Origin of the sequence: Salmonella sp. 741265050_HSA (assembly GCF_046569445.1) — a bacterium.
Taxonomy (GTDB): domain Bacteria; phylum Pseudomonadota; class Gammaproteobacteria; order Enterobacterales; family Enterobacteriaceae; genus Salmonella; species Salmonella enterica.
Genome location: NZ_JBKFSV010000001.1, coordinates 593,032 through 612,839 on the forward strand (window position 1 = coordinate 593,032; position 19,808 = coordinate 612,839).

At 52.6% G+C, this 19,808-nt stretch carries 14 protein-coding genes; 10 read left to right on the forward strand and 4 right to left on the reverse strand.

Annotation, left to right across the window (positions count from 1 at the left end; translation table 11 throughout):
• Positions 1–13 precede the first annotated feature (13 nt).
• A complete protein-coding gene (gene fdnG / locus ACLD4F_RS02950; RefSeq protein WP_079945029.1) occupies positions 14–3,061 on the reverse strand; it encodes a formate dehydrogenase-N subunit alpha in 3,048 nt (1,015 codons plus the stop codon).
• Between the two features lie 277 nt (positions 3,062–3,338).
• Here fdnG and yddG point away from each other — a divergent pair, with 277 nt between their 5' ends.
• From yddG to ACLD4F_RS02965, 3 genes are all read left to right on the forward strand, one after another.
• Positions 3,339–4,220: an aromatic amino acid efflux DMT transporter YddG gene (gene yddG / locus ACLD4F_RS02955; RefSeq protein WP_000203795.1), complete on the forward strand. Its 882-nt coding sequence runs from the start codon at positions 3,339–3,341 to the stop codon at positions 4,218–4,220.
• A gap of 522 nt (positions 4,221–4,742) precedes the next feature.
• Entirely contained in the window at positions 4,743–5,831 is a 1,089-nt protein-coding gene (gene ompD / locus ACLD4F_RS02960) for a porin OmpD (protein WP_000769037.1), read from the forward strand.
• 143 nt (positions 5,832–5,974) lie between these two features.
• Positions 5,975–6,355: a GFA family protein gene (locus ACLD4F_RS02965; protein WP_014343841.1), complete on the forward strand. Its 381-nt coding sequence runs from the start codon at positions 5,975–5,977 to the stop codon at positions 6,353–6,355.
• 24 nt (positions 6,356–6,379) lie between these two features.
• Here ACLD4F_RS02965 and smvA read toward each other — a convergent pair whose 3' ends face one another.
• Positions 6,380–7,867: a methyl viologen efflux MFS transporter SmvA gene (gene smvA, locus ACLD4F_RS02970; RefSeq protein WP_079944351.1), complete on the reverse strand. Its 1,488-nt coding sequence runs from the start codon at positions 7,865–7,867 to the stop codon at positions 6,380–6,382.
• A 117-nt stretch (positions 7,868–7,984) separates the two neighbouring features.
• On the opposite strand from smvA, the gene ACLD4F_RS02975 reads away from it, so the two are divergent.
• The 7 genes from ACLD4F_RS02975 (at position 7,985) to ACLD4F_RS03005 (ending at position 17,909) form a co-directional block, all read left to right on the forward strand.
• Positions 7,985–8,563: a TetR family transcriptional regulator gene (locus tag ACLD4F_RS02975; protein ID WP_000121049.1), complete on the forward strand. Its 579-nt coding sequence runs from the start codon at positions 7,985–7,987 to the stop codon at positions 8,561–8,563.
• 213 nt (positions 8,564–8,776) lie between these two features.
• Positions 8,777–10,165, forward strand: a complete 1,389-nt coding sequence (locus ACLD4F_RS02980; protein ID WP_079944350.1) for a NarK family nitrate/nitrite MFS transporter — start codon at positions 8,777–8,779, stop codon at positions 10,163–10,165.
• Positions 10,166–10,256: 91 nt separating this feature from the next.
• Positions 10,257–13,997, forward strand: coding sequence for a nitrate reductase subunit alpha (locus tag ACLD4F_RS02985; protein WP_079944349.1), 3,741 nt, complete (start codon positions 10,257–10,259; stop codon positions 13,995–13,997).
• Positions 13,994–15,538 carry a nitrate reductase subunit beta gene (narH, locus tag ACLD4F_RS02990; protein WP_000702601.1) on the forward strand — a complete coding sequence of 515 codons (1,545 nt, stop codon included), beginning with the start codon at positions 13,994–13,996 and terminating at the stop codon, positions 15,536–15,538. Before ACLD4F_RS02985 ends, narH begins: the two co-directional genes overlap by 4 nt.
• On the forward strand, positions 15,538–16,233 hold the full coding sequence (narW, locus tag ACLD4F_RS02995; RefSeq protein ID WP_023218153.1) for a nitrate reductase molybdenum cofactor assembly chaperone: 696 nt from the start codon (positions 15,538–15,540) through the stop codon (positions 16,231–16,233). Before narH ends, narW begins: the two co-directional genes overlap by 1 nt.
• Positions 16,230–16,910, forward strand: coding sequence for a respiratory nitrate reductase subunit gamma (gene narI / locus ACLD4F_RS03000; protein WP_000617106.1), 681 nt, complete (start codon positions 16,230–16,232; stop codon positions 16,908–16,910). Before narW ends, narI begins: the two co-directional genes overlap by 4 nt.
• Positions 16,911–17,015: 105 nt before the next feature.
• The gene (locus tag ACLD4F_RS03005) at positions 17,016–17,909 is read left to right on the forward strand and encodes a PhzF family isomerase (RefSeq protein WP_411010666.1); all 894 of its coding nucleotides are present in this window, start codon (positions 17,016–17,018) and stop codon (positions 17,907–17,909) included.
• 35 nt (positions 17,910–17,944) lie between these two features.
• On the opposite strand, the gene nhoA is transcribed toward ACLD4F_RS03005, so the two are convergent.
• Together nhoA and steA are read right to left on the reverse strand one after the other, a co-directional pair.
• Positions 17,945–18,790, reverse strand: coding sequence for an N-hydroxyarylamine O-acetyltransferase (gene nhoA / locus ACLD4F_RS03010; protein WP_000200329.1), 846 nt, complete (start codon positions 18,788–18,790; stop codon positions 17,945–17,947).
• 282 nt (positions 18,791–19,072) lie between these two features.
• The gene (gene steA, locus ACLD4F_RS03015) at positions 19,073–19,705 is read right to left on the reverse strand and encodes a type III secretion system effector SteA (RefSeq protein WP_061383167.1); all 633 of its coding nucleotides are present in this window, start codon (positions 19,703–19,705) and stop codon (positions 19,073–19,075) included.
• Between the last annotated feature and the right edge of the window lie 103 nt (positions 19,706–19,808).

The window sequence follows — 19,808 nt, forward strand, 5'->3', positions numbered from 1 at the left end:
ATGTTCGCCTCCCTTACGCCTTCTCGATGTTAACTAAAAACGCTTTGTATTCCGGCGTTTGCGAGTTGGCATCACCGACATTTGGCGTCAGAGTATTGGCGATATAGCCTTTGCGCGCGACACCCTCAAAGCCCCAGTGAATCGGGATCCCCACCGTTTCAACCTGCTGACCGTTGACATGCAGGGTGCGAAGACGACGAGTTACCACCGCGACTGCGCGAATAAACCCGCGTTTACTACTCACCTTCACATAGTCGCCGTTAGCAATACCTTTCGCTGCCGCCAGCGTCTCACTGATCTCCACAAACTGTTCCGGCTGAGCGATAGCGTTAAGTAGCGCATGTTTGGTCCAGGTATGGAAATGCTCTGTGAGGCGGTAAGTCGTGCCCACGTACGGAAACTGCTCCTTCTTACCCATGCGCAGCGCATCTTCTTCATACAGACGCGCCGCCGGGTTCGAGACTACATTCGGGTGCAGCGGGTTAGTGCCCAGCGGCGTTTCCATCGGCTCGTAGTGTTCAGGGAACGGCCCTTCCGCCATTTTATCAATAGCAAACAGACGTCCCAGCCCTTCCGGCTGCATGATAAACGGATTGGTCCCGCTCCCCGGCGCCGCGTTGTTAAAGTCCGGAATATCGTTCCCTGTCCACTTCGCGCCATTCCACTGGATCAGCATCCGTTTTGGATCCCACGGTTTACCCTGCGGGTCCGCCGAAGCGCGGTTATACAATACGCGACGGTTTAGCGGCCACGCCCACGCCCAACCCAGTGTATTGCCAAGCCCTGACGGGTCGGCGTTATCACGTCTGGACATCTGGTTGCCCTGCTCCGTCCAGCTACCGGTATAAATCCAGCAGGAGGAGGATGTCGTACCGTCATCGCGCAGTAATGCAAAACTACTCAACAACTGGCCTTTCCTGGCAAGCAGTGTACCGTTGGCGTCATAGAGATCTTCCAGCGCATAGCCGTTGTTCTCTTTCGCCACTTCTTCCGAATGCGGTTCATCCGGCTGCTTGTAGTTCCAGCTCATCTTCAATAGTGGTTCGGCGCCTTTACCGCCTTCTGCGCGATACATTTCACGCAGACGATGGTAAATTCCGGCCAGAATCTCGCCGTCGTTACGCGCTTCGCCCGGCGCGTCCTGACCTTTCCAGTGCCACTGTAACCAGCGACCGGAGTTAGCGATAGAGCCATCCTCTTCCGCAAAACAGGTAGACGGCAGACGGAAGACTTCGGTCTGAATCGTTGTCGGATCGACATCGTTAGATTCGCCGTGGTTCTGCCAGAATGTTGACGTTTCAGTCACCAGCGGATCGATAACGACCAGATACTTCAGTTTGCTTAAGCTTTGCACCACTTTGTTTTTGTCCGGGAAGGACGCCACCGGGTTAAAGCCCTGACAGAAATAGCCGGTGACTTTCCCGCTATCCATCATGTTGAAATATTTGATCACGTCATAGGACTGATCCCACTTAGGCAGCCAGGCAAAGCCCCAGTCATTCTCTTTCTGCGCCGCATCGCCATAGAAAGATTTCATCAGGCTGACGAAGAACTTAGGATAATTGCCCCAGTAGTTGACCTGATCGGCCAATGTCGCTTTTGGCGTGTTCGCGGCCAGATAAGTTTGCAGATCGGCCTGTTTTTCCGATGGCAGCGTCAGATAACCCGGCAGGCTGGTGGAGAGCAGTCCTAAATCCGTTAAGCCTTGAATATTAGAGTGGCCGCGCAAGGCGTTCACACCGCCGCCAGCCATCCCCATATTACCGAGCAGCAACTGGATCATCGCCATGGTACGGATGTTCTGCGCCCCGACGGTATGTTGCGTCCAGCCCAGCGCATACAGGAAGGTGGTAGTGCGATCCGGAACGCTGGTAGAGGCCAACACCTCACACACCTTCAGGAAGTCCGCTTTCGGCGTACCGCAGATGTTTTCCACGACGTCCGGCGTATAGCGCGAAACGTGCTGCTTCAGCAGATTCCACACACAGCGTGGGTGCGTCAACGTTTCATCACGTTTGGCATAGCCGTTTTCATCGAACTGGTAGTTCCAGGAGGATTTATCGTACTGACGCTTTTGGGCGTCATAGCCGCTGAAAAGACCGTCATCAAAGGCAAAATCATCCCGCACCAGCAGGCTGGCGTTGGTGTAATGCTTAACGTATTCAGCGTTGATTTTGTTATTTTCGATCAGGTACAGCAAAACGCCGGACAGAAAGGTAATGTCTGTACCGGAACGTATTGGCGCATAGATATCCGCCACCGACGCCGTACGCGTAAAGCGTGGATCAACGACGATCAACGTCGCATCGTTGTTGTTTTTCGCTTCCATCGCCCAGCGGAAACCCACCGGATGCGCTTCAGCGGCATTGCCGCCCATCACCATCACGACGTTGGCGTTTTTAATATCCACCCAGTGGTTGGTCATCGCACCGCGACCAAATGTTGGAGCAAGACTTGCTACCGTTGGTCCGTGTCAGACGCGCGCCTGGTTATCTACCGCCAGCATACCGAGAGAACGCGCAAACTTCTGCGTCAGCATACCCGTTTCATTGCTGGCCGCCGAGGCGCACAGCATCCCGGCAGAGAGCCAGCGGTTAACCGTGACGCCCTGCTCATTCTTTTCAATAAAGTTGGCGTCACGATCGGCTTTCATTAATTTAGCAATACGAGTGAAAGCGTCATCCCAGCTAATGCGCTGCCACTTGTCGGAACCCGGCGCGCGGTATTCCGGATAGCGCAGGCGATCTTCACTGTGAACATAATCCAGCAAACCGGCCCCTTTCGGGCACAGCGCGCCACGGCTTACCGGATGATCCGGGTCGCCTTCAATATGGTAAATCGCTTCTTTCGCGTTTTTTGCCCCATCTCCCAGGCTATACATTAATAGCCCGCAACCTACGGAACAGTATGTGCAGGAGTTACGGATCTCTTTTGCGCGCAACAGCTTATAGTTTCGCGCCTGAGCCAGGGCCATTTTAGGGGTAAAACCCAGTGCGGCCACCGTTGTTCCCGCCATACCGCCCGCGCAGATTTTAAAAAATTGTCTGCGGCTGACGTCCATTGCTTTCCTCTTTTTTCCACGGATGCACGCCTCCTTCGAACTGCATCAAAACCTCAGTCCAGGATGCGTGTATAACTTCGCGAGGAAACTAACAGCAAAATCGATAACTTTTTTGCGTCAAATCAATATTGAAACGGTTCCGCTATTAAATAGCCCTATTTTTAAACCGCAATAACTCCAGGGAGGTACTAAAAAATGACACTGCATGGCATCGCACTCGGAAAAAGTGCTATAAGTGGCAGTTTATTTTGCGCGGTATTCAGGACAGTCACAAAGCATGACATCACAAAAAGCAACGCTAATAGGGCTTGTTGCCATCGTTCTGTGGAGCACGATGGTTGGGTTAATTCGCGGCGTCAGCGAAGGTCTTGGACCGGTAGGCGGCGCAGCCATGATCTATTCATTAAGCGGCCTGCTGCTGATTTTTACCGTCGGATTACCTGATATCCGCCGTTTCCCGGGGCGATACCTCATCGCAGGCAGCGTACTGTTTGTCAGTTATGAAATATGCCTGGCGCTTTCTCTCGGTTATGCCGCCACTCGCCATCAGGCTATCGAAGTCGGCATGGTTAACTATTTATGGCCCAGCCTGACTATTCTGTTTGCCATTCTTTTTAATGGGCAAAAAACTAACTGGCTTATTGTTCCTGGATTGCTTATTGCACTTACTGGCGTTTGCTGGGTTCTGGGGGGCGAGAATGGTCTTAATCCCGGAGAAATTATCAGCAATGTCGCCACCAGTCCGCTAAGTTATTTACTGGCATTTCTTGGGGCGTTTATATGGGCGACGTACTGCACGGTCACCAATAAATATGCGCGTGGTTTTAACGGTATCACCGTCTTTGTGTTACTCACCGCCGTAGCGCTGTGGTTCCACTATTTTCTTACGCCGCAACCTGCCATGATATTTAGCCTACCGGTGATTGCTAAACTTTTTACCGCAGCATTAACGTTGGGGTTTGCCTACGCAGCATGGAATGTGGGCATACTTCATGGCAATGTGACTATCATGGCCGTAGGGTCTTATTTTACCCCCGTCATGTCCTCTGCTCTGGCAGCGCTGTTACTCAGCTCACCACTGTCATTCTCCTTCTGGCAAGGCGCAGTCATGGTTTGCGTAGGTTCACTACTTTGTTGGCTGGCAACGCGGCGGCGCTAATAGCGACGGGCGGGCCGATATTGATATTAAATCGACCCGCTGTACCTTGACACTCTTCATAACACAACTACGCTTTTATCTATTGCCTGTGTGTATTTGACGATTTTTCATTTTCACGTGCTCCCCCTGCGCCATACCAGGATGCGCTGGTAAAAATGGATTTTATAAAATCGTTAAATATGTTAATGCAATGATATAATCATATTAACAAATATATAATTAACGCTAGCTGGCAACTGTATTAGTGCATATAATAATCAGTGGTTACTACCAAAAATAAAACCATAAACAGCCCAATAGTCCCCTCCGAAAATATATCTTATTAGACAGTCCCTATTTGAATTAATACTCTCAAATGTATTAAGGAGATCTCGATCACACAAATTAAAATAATTTGTAATCTTATGAAACTTATTATTGAACTTATGCCACTCCGTCATTTAAAAATAGTCTGCCATTGACAAACGCCTCGTTTAACAATGGTTGAGGAAACACGCTAAGAAAATTATAAGGATTATTAAAATGAAACTTAAGTTAGTGGCAGTGGCAGTGACTTCCCTGTTGGCAGCAGGCGTTGTAAATGCAGCCGAGGTATATAACAAAGACGGCAATAAACTGGATCTGTACGGTAAAGTTCACGCTCAGCATTATTTCTCTGATGATAACGGAAGTGATGGTGACAAAACTTACGCGCGTCTGGGCTTTAAAGGCGAAACGCAGATCAACGATCAGTTAACCGGTTTTGGCCAGTGGGAATATGAATTCAAAGGCAACCGTACTGAAAGCCAGGGCGCTGACAAAGACAAAACCCGTCTGGCGTTTGCTGGTCTGAAATTCGCTGACTACGGTTCTTTCGACTACGGTCGTAACTACGGCGTTGCTTACGACATCGGCGCATGGACCGACGTTCTGCCAGAGTTTGGTGGCGATACCTGGACTCAGACTGACGTCTTCATGACTGGCCGTACTACTGGTGTTGCCACCTACCGTAACACTGACTTCTTTGGCCTGGTTGAAGGTCTGAACTTTGCCGCGCAGTACCAGGGCAAAAACGACCGTGACGGCGCGTACGAGTCTAACGGCGACGGTTTCGGTCTGTCCGCAACGTATGAGTACGAAGGTTTTGGCGTAGGTGCGGCCTATGCGAAGTCTGACCGTACTAACAACCAGGTGAAAGCAGCGAGCAACCTGAATGCTGCGGGTAAAAACGCTGAAGTCTGGGCTGCTGGTCTGAAATATGATGCGAACAACATCTACCTGGCGACCACCTACTCCGAAACGCTGAACATGACCACCTTTGGTGAAGATTCAGCGGGTGATGCGTTTATCGCGAATAAAACCCAGAACTTTGAAGCAGTTGCTCAGTATCAGTTCGACTTCGGTCTGCGTCCGTCCATTGCTTACCTGAAATCCAAAGGTAAAAACCTGGGTACTTACGGCGACCAGGATCTGGTTGAGTACATCGATGTTGGCGCAACCTACTACTTCAACAAAAACATGTCCACCTTCGTTGATTACAAAATCAACCTGCTGGACGACAGCGACTTCACCAAAGCGGCTAAAGTGTCTACCGACAACATCGTTGCTGTTGGTCTGAACTACCAGTTCTAATTTTGTTGTAGTCTGAATACAAAGCCAGTCCTTTCAGGGCTGGCTTTTTCTCTTGATGTAGACTCGGTCATAAGGAGTATGCCGTGCAGACGTTCACTGGTCGTTGTCTTTGCGGACAGAGCCATTTTACCGTTGACGTCGAAATGCTGGATGTCTATGCCTGCCATTGTACGCTGTGTCAAAAATGGTCGGGTGGAATAGCCATGTATCTGGAAGCCTGCGGGCAACCACAGCTAGCCCCCCTTTCCCCGGAACCGCCATACTTTTCATCCTCTTCGCGCGGCGAACGCTACTTCTGTTCCGGCTGCGGGTGTCCGCTGTGGTTTCGGCTTACCGATACCGATCGCTATTTTATTCCCTGGACCTTACTGGAACTGAACGAAGTTGATCGCCGTCGGCTGATTCTGGCTGCGGAAATTTATACCGAAACCCAGCCTGCCTTCTGGCGACTGACGGGGCAATACGCACGCCTCAGCGGTAAAGAGGTTGAGGAAATGGACTCCCCCTGCCAGCTAGCGCATTAAGCGCTTATCTCATCAGGCGTTATGTTATCGGCGTTGGGCTTTTGCCAGACTGAACCACATCCCTACCGCCAGCAAAAGAAGCATACTCCCGGCGCTGCTTAACGCTACACTATGCGACCAGATAAAGGCCTGTCTGGCGGCGTCCAGTATTGCCTGCCCCAGCGTGGGCGGCAGGCTATTAGCCAACTGCACGGCTTCCCCCATTGAAGATGACGCTCTGGCAATCTCTTGCGCCTCAAGCCCGGCAGGCAGACGGATAGACGCGGAGAAGCTACGGCTTAACAACAGACCGAAAATGGCGATGCCCAGTCCCGCGCCCAGTTCATAAGCCATCGTTTCGATCGCGCCGGCCGCCGCCGCTTTTTCTGCCGGCGCAGCGGCCATAATTGCCGACGTGGAAGCCAGCAATGCGCTGGCGGCGCTAAATCCCAGCAGCGCCATTAGCCCCCAGGCCTGCCATTGCTGGGTGCTGAAATCCGTCATCGCCAGGCCATAAAAACTCAGCGCGCTTAACGCCATGCCGCCCGTCGCGACCAGCCGTAGTCCCAGACGCGAGACCAGCGCGCCCGCAATCGGCCCGCTGAATCCACTGGCGACCATCACCGGCAGCATAAATACCCCGGCCTCATAAGGCGATAGTCCGTGAACAAACTGCAGCTCTTGCGCCATCAGCAGCTCAAAACCCACCAGAGTGATCATCGCGGTCATCGCCATCACGACGCCGCTCAGGATAATGCGATGGGTAAATAGCCGCATATCAATCATCGGACGCGATGTCGCAAGCTGTGTGCGGATAAAGAGTCCCAGGAGCAGCGCGCCGGTAAGCAGGGTAAACGAGATGACCCACAGCGACAGATGCCCTTTCAGCGCGGTTTTAGCGCTATAGACCAACAGCAAAATGGCAATAATCAGCATCACCGCATGGCCAAGATTGAGCGGTTGATCGCGACGGCCCGCCTGGCGAGGAACATAGCGGGCGGTTAAGCCCATGACGACCAGCACAATCGGCACGTTGATCAGGAAAACCGATCCCCAGTAAAAATGCTCTAATAATATGCCGCCGATGAGCGGCCCAAACGCCGCTCCGCCCGAACCTACCGCTGCCCAGACGCCCAGCGCCATGTTGCGATGCTTCTCTTCACAAAAGGTGGCGCGTATCCCGGCCAGCGTCGCCGGTACAATCATCGCCGCGCCAATAGCCAGTAATACCCTGGTGGCGATAAGCCAACTGGCGGTATGCGAAAACGCCGCCGCCAATGATGCCAGGCCAAAGAGCGTCCCGCCCAGCATCAGCAGGCGTTTAAAACCGATACGATCTCCAAGCGCGCCCATCGGCAACACCATGCCAGCCATGACCAAAGAATAAATATCAATGATCCACAGCAGCTCGTTGCCGTTGGCCCCCAGTGTCATACTCAGTGTCGGCGCGGCGACATGCAAGACTGTGGCATCAATGGCGACAGGAATATAGACCAGCACAATAATGACTAACGTTAACCACTGACGAAACATAACTCTCCCTTCAAAAACTCAAATTTGGACGCCTGTCCAGTTTCAGGATCCTACGGTAAGTTGAACGAATGTCCAGCTTTTTGTTACACTGCGCGCATTGGCTAATGTGGGGAAAATATGAGTTACCTTAACCGGGATGAACGCCGCGAAGTGATCCTGCAAGCGGCGATGCGCGTGGCGCTGGCAGAGGGGTTTACCGCCATGACGGTGCGACGAATCGCATCAGAAGCCGATGTCGCCGCCGGCCAGGTGCATCACCACTTCAGCTCGGCGGGCGAGCTCAAAGCGCTGGCCTTTGTCCATTTGATCCGCACCCTGCTTGATGCCGGGCAAGTTCCGCCGCCCGCCACCTGGCGTGCACGGCTTCACGCTATGTTGGGTAGCGAAGACGGCGGCTTTGAGCCTTACATAAAATTGTGGCGAGAGGCGCAAATTCTGGCCGATCGGGATCCGCACATCAGAGATGCTTATCTCCTCACGATGCAGATGTGGCATGAGGAAACGGTCACAATTATCGAGCAGGGCAAACAGGCAGGAGAATTTACGTTTACTGCTAACGCCACGGATATCGCCTGGCGGCTTATCGCACTGGTGTGCGGGCTGGACGGTATGTATGTGCTGGGTATTCCGGAAATGGCCGATCCCGCGTTTAAATACCATCTGGATCGGATGATTACGCTTGAACTCTTTGCGTAAAGTTACAAATAATTTAATAAAAATCACTTTTAGTTTACAAAAAGTAACAATTAAGAAACATAATATCTCCTCTTCGCGCCGCGCTGGCCTGGTTTTTTATCTATTCTTTCACTCAATATTCTAAAAAAACTTCAATAAGTTCTCAAAAGAGCGCGTGACGCTCTGTCTCTTTTTTGTGTTTTTTTCAAATGATATGCGCATGTGAGGGGTAAAATGACACGACAAAACGAGAATTATAACCGTTATCTCTTGAGTGACTGGCGACCCGAAAATCCAGCCTTCTGGGAGAATAAAGGGAAAGGCATCGCCAGAAGAAACTTATGGATTTCAGTAAGTTGTTTGCTCCTGGCATTTTGCGTCTGGATGTTGTTTAGCGCTGTTGCCGTCAGCCTCAATAAAATTGGATTTAATTTTACCACCGACCAACTCTTTTTATTAACCGCATTACCTTCTCTTTCCGGCGCAATATTACGCATCCCCTACTCCTTTATGGTACCACTGTTTGGTGGCCGTAAATGGACCGTATTAAGTACCGTAATATTGATTATTCCCTGCGCCTGGCTGGGGTTCGCCGTGCAAAATCCCGCCACCCCTTTCGGGGTATTTATGCTCATCGCTCTGTTGTGCGGTTTTGCGGGGGCAAACTTCGCGTCCAGTATGGGCAACATCAGTTTTTTCTTTCCAAAAGCCAGACAAGGTAGCGCGTTGGGTATTAACGGCGGACTGGGAAATCTTGGCGTCAGTGTGATGCAGTTGATTGCGCCGCTGGTTATTTTTCTGCCGATATTTACTTTTTTAGGCGTCCAGGGCGTGCCGCAACCTGATGGCTCCCTGCTCGCCCTCACTAACGCCGCCTGGATCTGGGTGCCGTTACTGGCTGTCGCGACGCTTGCCGCCTGGTTTGGTATGAACGATATCGGCAGTTCAAAAGCGTCTGTCGCTTCGCAATTGCCGGTGCTAAAACGTCTGCACCTGTGGCTGCTTAGCCTGCTGTACCTGGCGACATTCGGGTCATTCATCGGCTTTTCCGCAGGTTTCGCCATGCTCGCCAAAACGCAATTTCCCGACGTAAACATTCTGCAACTGGCGTTCTTTGGCCCTTTTATCGGCGCGCTGGCGCGATCGGCAGGCGGCGTGATCTCCGATAAATTCGGCGGCGTTCGCGTAACGCTCATTAATTTTATCTTTATGGCGCTGTTTACCGCCCTGCTATTCCTCACGCTGCCAGGCTCCGGCGCAGGCAGCTTTAGCGCGTTCTATCTTGTTTTTATGGGCCTGTTTTTGACAGCGGGTCTCGGCAGCGGTTCTACCTTCCAGATGATTGCGGTGATCTTCCGTCAGATCACGCTCTACAACGTCAAACTGCGCGGCGGGAGCGATGAGCAGGCGCAGCGCGAAGCGGTGACGGATACCGCCGCCGCGCTCGGTTTTATCTCCGCTATTGGCGCTGTGGGCGGCTTCTTTATTCCAAAAGCGTTTGGCACCTCTTTGGCCTTGACCGGCTCGCCGGTGGGCGCCATGAAAATCTTTTTGCTGTTTTACATCGCTTGCGTCCTGCTGACCTGGCTGGTCTACGGGCGTCGTAAGCCTAAACAACAATAACAACATACGCACCTGTAGGACGGCCATCCGGCAATGGTTTAACGCCAAATCGACAGGATGGCGGAAAATTTATCGAAGCAGGAGAAATGTCATGAGTAAACTGTTGGATCGCTTTCGTTACTTTAAACAAAAAGGCGATACCTTTGCCGACGGCCATGGTCAGGTGATGCATACCAACCGCGACTGGGAAGACAGTTATCGCCAGCGCTGGCAGTTTGATAAGATCGTACGCTCAACCCACGGCGTCAACTGCACGGGCTCCTGTAGCTGGAAAATTTATGTCAAAAACGGTCTGGTGACGTGGGAAACCCAGCAAACCGACTACCCGCGCACGCGTCCCGATTTACCGAACCATGAACCGCGCGGCTGCCCGCGCGGCGCCAGCTACTCCTGGTATCTCTATAGCGCCAACCGTCTGAAATACCCTCTGGTGCGTAAGCGGCTGATAGAACTGTGGCGCGAGGCCCTTTCCCGGCACAGCGATCCGGTACTGGCATGGGAATCTATAATGAACGACCCGCAAAAATGCCAAAGTTACAAACAGGTGCGCGGACATGGCGGCTTTATTCGTTCGAACTGGAAAGAGCTGAATCAGCTCATTGCCGCCGCTAACGTCTGGACAATCAAAACCTATGGTCCGGATCGTGTGGCGGGGTTTTCACCTATTCCGGCGATGTCGATGGTTTCTTACGCCGCCGGAACACGTTATCTGTCATTGCTTGGCGGTACTTGTCTGAGCTTCTATGACTGGTATTGCGATCTTCCACCCGCGTCGCCAATGACCTGGGGCGAGCAGACTGATGTGCCGGAGTCCGCCGACTGGTATAACTCAGCCTACATTATTGCCTGGGGCTCTAACGTGCCGCAGACGCGTACCCCGGACGCCCACTTCTTTACTGAAGTGCGCTACAAAGGCACTAAGACGATCGCCATCACCCCGGACTATTCCGAAGTCGCTAAACTGTGCGATCAGTGGCTGGCGCCAAAGCAAGGTACCGACAGCGCGCTGGCGATGGCCATGGGTCACGTTATTTTAAAAGAGTTTCATCTCGATAATCCCAGCGACTATTTTCTTAACTATTGCCGCCGTTATACCGACATGCCAATGCTGGTCCTGTTGGATGAGCGCGCAGACGGCAGTTATGTACCGGGGCGTATGATGCGCGCGTCGGATCTGGTGGATGGACTGGGAGAAGCCAATAATCCGGAATGGAAAACCGTCGCGCTCAACAGTACGGGCGAACTGGTCGCGCCCAACGGTTCTATCGGTTTTCGCTGGGGCGAAAAGGGAAAATGGAACCTGGAACCGGTGGCGGCGGGCGTCGAAACTGAACTGTCGCTCTCTTTACTCGGTCAGCATGATGACGTGGCGGGTGTCGCCTTCCCCTATTTTGGCGGTAACGAAAACCCACATTTTCGCAGCGTACGGCAGGAACCGGTGCTGGTACGTCAGTTACCGGTGAAATGCCTGGATCTGGCGGACGGTAGCGAGCGGATGGTCGTCAGCGTTTACGATCTGGTGCTGGCTAATTATGGGCTGGATCGTGGTCTGGATGACTGCCATAGCGCCAATAATTATAACGACGTAAAAGCCTACACGCCGGCCTGGGGCGAACAGATTACCGGCGTGCCGCGTCGACATATCGAAACTATTGCACGTGAATTTGCCGAGACCGCCCATAAAACTCACGGTCGTTCGATGATCATCCTCGGCGCGGGAGTGAATCACTGGTATCACATGGATATGAATTACCGTGGGATGATTAACATGCTGGTGTTCTGCGGCTGTGTTGGACAAACCGGCGGCGGCTGGGCGCACTATGTCGGCCAGGAGAAGCTGCGGCCGCAAACCGGCTGGCTGCCGCTGGCCTTCGCACTGGACTGGAATCGCCCGCCGCGTCAGATGAACAGTACCTCGTTTTTCTACAACCATGCCAGTCAGTGGCGCTATGAAAAACTGACTGCGCAAGAGTTGCTGTCGCCGTTGGCCGATCCGGCTAAATTTTCCGGACACCTGATCGATTTCAACGTGCGCGCGGAACGTATGGGCTGGCTACCCTCGGCGCCGCAGCTTAATCTTAACCCGCTCAGCGTGAAAGCGAGCGCCGATAAAGCCGGGCTGTCTGCGGCGGTTTATACCGTGCAGGCGTTGAAATCAGGCGCTATCCGTTTTGCCTGCGAACAGCCTGACAGTGGTCATAATCACCCGCGAAATTTATTTGTCTGGCGCTCTAACCTGCTCGGCTCCTCCGGGAAAGGTCATGAGTACATGCTCAAATATCTGCTGGGCACCGACAGCGGTATTCAGGGCGAAGCGCTGGGTTCCAGCGAAGGAATTAAGCCTGAAGAGGTGGAATGGCAGTCCGCCGCGATTGAGGGCAAGCTCGATCTGTTGGTCACGCTTGATTTCCGTATGTCCAGTACCTGTCTGTTTTCCGATATCGTTTTGCCGACCGCCACCTGGTATGAAAAAGACGATATGAATACCTCGGATATGCATCCGTTTATCCACCCCCTTTCCGCCGCGGTCGATCCTGCCTGGGAATCCAAAAGCGACTGGGAGATCTACAAAGGCATCGCCAGCGCCTTTTCTGAAGTGTGTGTCGGACACCTCGGACAGGAAACCGATGTGGTGTTACACCCGCTCCAGCATGATTCCCCGGCGGAACTGGCGCAGCCATTTGATATTCTCGACTGGCGTAAAGGCGAGTGCGAACTTATTCCGGGCAAAACCGCCCCCAATATCGTCGTGGTTGAACGCGATTATCCGGCCACCTATGAACGTTTTACCTCGCTGGGTCCCCTGCTGGATAAATTGGGCAACGGCGGTAAGGGTATTGCCTGGAATACGCAAGATGAAGTCGATTTCCTCGGTAAGCTCAATTACACCAAACACGATGGTCCGGCGAAAGGACGTCCGCGAATAGACACCGCGCTGGATGCTTCGGAAGTGATTCTTGCCTTAGCGCCGGAAACCAACGGCCAGGTGGCGGTGAAAGCCTGGCAGGCGTTGGGCGAGATGACCGGGCGCGAGCACACCCATCTGGCCATCAATAAAGAAGATGAGAAAATTCGCTTTCGTGATATCCAGGCGCAACCGCGCAAAATTATCTCCAGCCCGACCTGGTCAGGGCTGGAAAGCGAGCATGTCTCTTATAACGCCGGATATACCAACGTACATGAACTGATCCCGTGGCGCACGTTGTCGGGGCGGCAACAACTCTATCAGGATCATGCGTGGATGCGCGCTTTTGGCGAAAGCCTGGTGGCATATCGCCCGCCGATTGATACCCGCAGCGTCAGCGAAATGCGAGAAATTCCGCCCAACGGTTTCCCGGAAAAAGCGCTTAACTTCCTGACGCCGCACCAGAAGTGGGGAATTCACTCCACCTACAGCGAAAACCTGCTGATGCTGACCTTGTCGCGCGGCGGGCCGATTGTCTGGATCAGCGAAGCCGATGCCCGTGAACTGGGTATTGAAGATAACGACTGGATTGAAGCCTTCAACGCTAATGGCGCCCTTACCGCTCGTGCGGTGGTCAGCCAGCGCGTCCCGCCGGGTATGACCATGATGTACCACGCCCAGGAGCGGATTATGAACATTCCGGGTTCGGAAGTCACCGGGATGCGCGGCGGGATCCATAACTCCGTGACCCGGGTCTGTCCAAAACCGACGCATATGATCGGCGGCTATGCGCAACTGGCTTACGGCTTCAACTATTACGGAACCGTGGGTTCGAATCGCGATGAATTCATCATGATCAGGAAGATGAAAAACATTAACTGGCTGGATGATGAGGGCCGGGATCAGGTACAGGAGGCGAAAAAATGAAAATACGCTCACAGGTTGGGATGGTACTGAATCTCGATAAATGTATTGGCTGTCACACCTGCTCCGTCACCTGTAAAAACGTCTGGACCGGACGTGAAGGGATGGAATACGCATGGTTCAATAACGTCGAAACTAAACCGGGTATTGGCTATCCCAAAAATTGGGAAGACCAGCAGGAGTGGCAAGGCGGTTGGGTTCGTGATGTTAATGGCAAGATAAGGCCCCGTCTGGGCGGCAAAATGGGGGTAATTAGCAAAATTTTCGCCAACCCGGTGATTCCGCAAATCGATGATTACTATGAACCCTTTACCTTCGATTATCAGCATTTACATACAGCGCCGGAGAGTAAGCATCAGCCCACTGCCCGTCCGCGTTCACTGATTGACGGAAAACGGATGGACAAGGTGATCTGGGGGCCAAACTGGGAAGAGCTGCTCGGCGGCGAATTTGAAAAACGCGCCCGCGACCGTAACTTCGACAACATACAAAAGGAGATGTACGGTCAGTTCGAAAACACCTTCATGATGTACCTGCCGCGCCTGTGCGAACACTGCCTGAACCCCAGTTGTGTCGCCACCTGCCCAAGTGGCGCTATTTATAAGCGTGAAGAAGACGGCATCGTGCTAATCGACCAGGATAAATGCCGGGGCTGGCGTTTGTGTATCAGCGGCTGCCCGTACAAAAAAATCTACTTTAACTGGAAGAGCGGCAAGTCTGAGAAGTGCATATTTTGCTATCCGCGTATTGAATCCGGCCAGCCGACCGTTTGTTCGGAAACCTGCGTCGGGCGCATCCGTTATCTTGGCGTTCTGCTCTACGACGCCGACAGGATTGAAGACGCGGCCAGTACCGAACACGAGACAGATTTGTATGAACGTCAGTGCGATGTGTTTCTCAATCCGCACGATCCGGCGGTCATCGAAGAGGCGCTTAAACAGGGCATCCCGCAAAACGTCATCGACGCCGCCCAACGGTCGCCGGTGTACAAAATGGCGATGGACTGGAAGCTGGCGCTTCCGCTGCACCCGGAATACCGTACCCTGCCGATGGTCTGGTACGTACCGCCGCTGTCGCCCATCCAGTCATACGCCGACGCGGGCGGGTTACCGCACAATGGCAATATTCTGCCGGCGGTGGAGACGCTGCGTATTCCGGTCCAGTACCTGGCCAATATGCTCAGCGCGGGCGATACCGGTCCGGTCATTCGGGCGCTAAAGCGGATGATGGCGATGCGCCACTACATGCGCTCGCAGACGGTTGAAGGCGTGACGGATACCCGCGCGATTGACGAAGTGGGTCTGAGCGTACAACAGGTTGAAGAGATGTATCGCTACCTGGCGATTGCCAATTATGAAGATCGTTTTGTCATTCCCACCAGCCACCGGGAAATGGCGCGCGATGCCTTTCCGGAGCGCAACGGCTGCGGCTTTACTTTTGGCGACGGTTGTCACGGCTCGGATACCAAATTCAACCTGTTCAACAGTAGCCGTATTGATGCCATCAATATCACCGAAGTACGTGATAAAGCGGAGGGGGAATAATGCAAATCCTCAAAGCGATTGGCCTGTTGATGGAGTATCCGGACGACGAGTTGTGGGAATGTCGGGATGAAGCGCTTGCCCTTATCCAACACGATGCGCCAATGCTGGCCGACTTCACTCGCGAGCTGCTTTATGCGCCGTTACTGGATAAACAAGCAGAATGGTGTGAAGTGTTTGACCGAGGGCGCGCCACTTCATTGCTGTTATTCGAGCATGTTCATGCGGAGTCCCGCGATCGCGGCCAGGCGATGGTCAATTTGTTAAGCCAGTATGAAACCGTGGGCCTCCAGCTCAACTGCCGCGAACTGCCGGATCACCTGCCGCTCTATCTGGAGTACTTAAGCGTGTTGCCGGAAGCGGAAGCTCGCGAGGGATTACAGAATATTGCCCCTATTCTGGCGCTGCTGGGCGGTCGTCTGAAACAGCGAGGAGCGCCGTGGTATCAACTGTTTGACGCCCTGCTGACGCTGGCGGGCAGTACGCTTACAAGTGACAGTGTCACCAAGCAGATTGTTCAGGAATCGCGGGATGATACCCGTCAGGCACTGGACGCCGTCTGGGAAGAAGAACAGGTGAAGTTTATCGAAGATAACGCCACGACCTGTGACAGTTCACCGTTACACCATTATCAACGACGCTTTAGCCAGGACGCGGCGCCGCAGTACGTCGACGTCAGCGCGGGAGGCCCGAAATGATACAGTACCTGAACGTCTTTTTTTACGACATCTACCCCTATATTTGCGCCACGGTATTCTTCCTCGGCAGTTGGCTGCGCTATGACTACGGACAATATACCTGGCGCGCGTCGTCCAGCCAGATGCTGGATAAGCGCGGGATGGTGATATGGTCGAATTTGTTCCATATTGGCATTCTGGGGATCTTTTTTGGCCATCTGTTTGGAATGCTGACGCCACACTGGATGTATGCCTGGTTCCTGCCGATTGCGGTAAAACAGCAGATGGCGATGATCCTCGGCGGCGTGTGCGGCGTATTAACGTTGATCGGCGGCGCGGGATTACTGTGGCGTCGTCTGACCAATCAGCGTGTGCGGGCGACATCCACTACACCTGATATTATCATCATGAGCATTTTGCTGATTCAGTGCCTGCTTGGCCTGAGCACCATTCCGTTTTCGGCGCAATATCCGGATGGCAGCGAAATGATGAAGTTGGTGGGCTGGGCGCAAAGTATAGTCACCTTCCGCGGCGGGTCTTCGGAAATGCTGAGCGGTGTGGCGTTTGTTTTCCGCGTTCATCTGGTGCTGGGAATGACTATTTTCCTGCTCTTCCCGTTCACCCGTCTGGTTCATGTCTGGAGCGCGCCGTTTGAGTATTTCACCCGTCGCTACCAGATTGTTCGTACCCGCCGCTAATTCTCTTTGCCCGGGGGTACGCTTACCGGGCAAAGAAAAACGCCTGGGCGTCGTCATTCGGCAACACACAGGCTATGATGATTCTTCAGTCAAAGGAGAACATCAATGAAACCGCAGATTTACCATGTTGACGCCTTCACCAGCGAACCCTTTCGCGGCAACTCTGCTGGAGTTGTCTTACATGCGGATACGCTAAGCGACGCGCAGATGCAGCTGATTGCCCGTGAATTTCGTCACTCGGAAACCGCCTTTTTGCTAAAAAGCGAAGAGAGTGATGTGCGCATACGCTATTTTACACCGACAGTAGAAGTCCCCATCTGTGGTCATGCCACCGTGGCCGCGCATTATGTTCGGGCAACGGTACTGGGGTTGGGAAACACCACCGCCTGGCAAACCTCGTTAGCGGGCCGTCATCGCGTTGAAATTCATGCCGAACACAACGACTATCGCATCACGCTGGAACAAGGTCAGCCCTCTTTTAAACCACCGCTAGTCGGAGAGATTCGGGCTGCCATCATCACCGCGTTGAACCTGACTGAAGATGATATCGTGCCGGGAGCGCCAATTCAGGTGGCTTCAACAGGACATGCAAAAGTGATGATCCTGCTCAAACCAGACGTTGATATTGATGCCCTTTCTCCGAATCTGGCAGCCCTGACGGCAATCAGCCAGCAAATTGGCTGTAACGGCTTTTTTCCTTTCCAGATTCGTCCGGGAAAAAACGAAACCGATGGGCGAATGTTTTCCCCGGCGATAGGGATTGTGGAAGATCCGGTAACGGGAAACGCCAATGGCCCGATGGGAGCATGGCTCGTCCATCATGGCCTGATGGCGCATGACGGTAAAACGCTGCAGATTCAAGGCCATCAGGGGCGCGCTTTAGGCAAAGAGGGTACTGTTGATGTTACCGTCACCATTCGCGATAACCAGCCGGAAAACGTCACCATCTCCGGCCAGGCGGTCATTCTGTTTCATGCCGAATGGGCCATTACTTTTTAATCTTTGTCAGGCCCGCAAATCCTCGCGGCAAAAAATTATTTTCCCGCCTCCGGATGGGTATCAAATGCAGCCATTACCGCGGCCAGCTCCGCCTCGGTAAAACCGTGCTTTACATCATTTACGCCGAGACCAAACTGCTGCTGAAGTAACTGATACAACGACGGTACATCCGGTACATTGACCTGTTCAACGGCATGTCCCTGGTGGTAACGCGTGAAGTGGAAATTCGTTAATGTCAGCTTGCCGCCATCAGGCAAATGGCGGCACATCAACAAATGATGACGAAAATGGGATTGCGGCCAGTGAGCCGACCAGAAATTGCCCATTACATGATCGCTCTGCTGCTGCACCCCCAGATCAAAACAGTACATCGACTGCCAGTGCTCATGGTGCCGGAATTGTAAAATCCATGTGCTCCCCTCCTGCATCAGGCGGTATTCGCCATGCGGCGTTTGCTGGGCAATTTCAGCCTGCAGACGAAGCGGCGCGGTTAGCGTTTGGCCGCCAAAACCCACGTCAGCGATCCACTGCTCGTCCTCAACATCAACCAGCAGCAAACGGTGCGTGCGCGGCGGTAAACTGGCGGGATGAGACAGAATGACCCGCCCCAATAAGCTTCGGACGTTAAAACCGATGTCGCGTAACGCACGTTCAAACAGGCCATTCAGTTCAAAACAGTATCCACCGCGTCGGGCATAAAGCAGTTTCTCCTCTAATGCCGTCTCATCGAGCTGTATTTCACGAGGCAGTAGCACATCCAGATTTTCAAAAGGAATCGCGCAGTTGTGCGCTAAGTGAAGCGTTCTGAGCGCTTCAACCGTAGGAACCCCCAACGGCTGACAATGTAATCGCGTAAAATAAGCATGTAAAAAAGAGGTCATCTGAGGCTTCCATTAACATTAATGCTTGCGTTCGGCACACAGGCTGAGGCGGATATCGCTGCGCAACAGGATACCCTATCCGTGGAATAGCGTTGGATACTTTTGAAAAAAATAAGACAGGCCGGCTACAGCGCCGGAGGTACGTGGGATTTTGGCCTACAAACGGAAATCGGTTCTGAGAATCTCTTTGCGGCACGCCGCCAAAATAGCGGCGTGTTAAAATTTTTAACGCCAGCTCAGCGAGTCTGATTTCTAACAAAACTGGCTAAACATAAACGCTTTTTAATACTTGTCCAAATAGTTATGGTAACGATCTTTTATGTCGGCCGCCCATTGCACTTTCGCCTCCTGCATGTCGCTGGCCCGAGCGATATAATGTTCTAAACTCGGAATGGCGCCTAATGCCTGAGGTAAGGCATTATATTCTGCTATTCGCTCTCTGACGGTTTTATATTTTTCATCAATATCATAATGATAGTACGCTGGCGCTTCAAAAAAGCCCTCTTCCAGTCTCATACAAATATCTTCAAAGGACCCCTTAACCTCAACGCTATGTTCGCCATCCGATATCCTGACGATTGGCTCACGTCCAGCCATCAGCGAGAGTTGTTCGAATGTTAACATCCGACCATCAGAAAGCTCGACATCTATAATAAATTGTTCATCACGTACAGCATCTGCAAGGTGATTATGGATAGTCCCTGCATTGGCACAGAACTCCGCAACTTTAGGCGTAACATTGCAATAATGTTCAATTACTCTTGTAAATCCGTAGGCCAGCCCTGCGGTAAGCACATACAAGATGCCTTTCATGATTTTTGTTGATAATTTATTTTCATAATCTCCTGCAGCAACATGAGGTAGCTTATTTCCTGATAAAGCTCTGGCATAGGTAGAAACTGATGTATGTGGCATATCCTACTCCTTCAAATTTTGCTCAATAGCTTTATATGTCCTACTCCTCTCTCATTATGACGATATGTCAATCAACAAAATTGCTCAAAGGCATACATTTTCA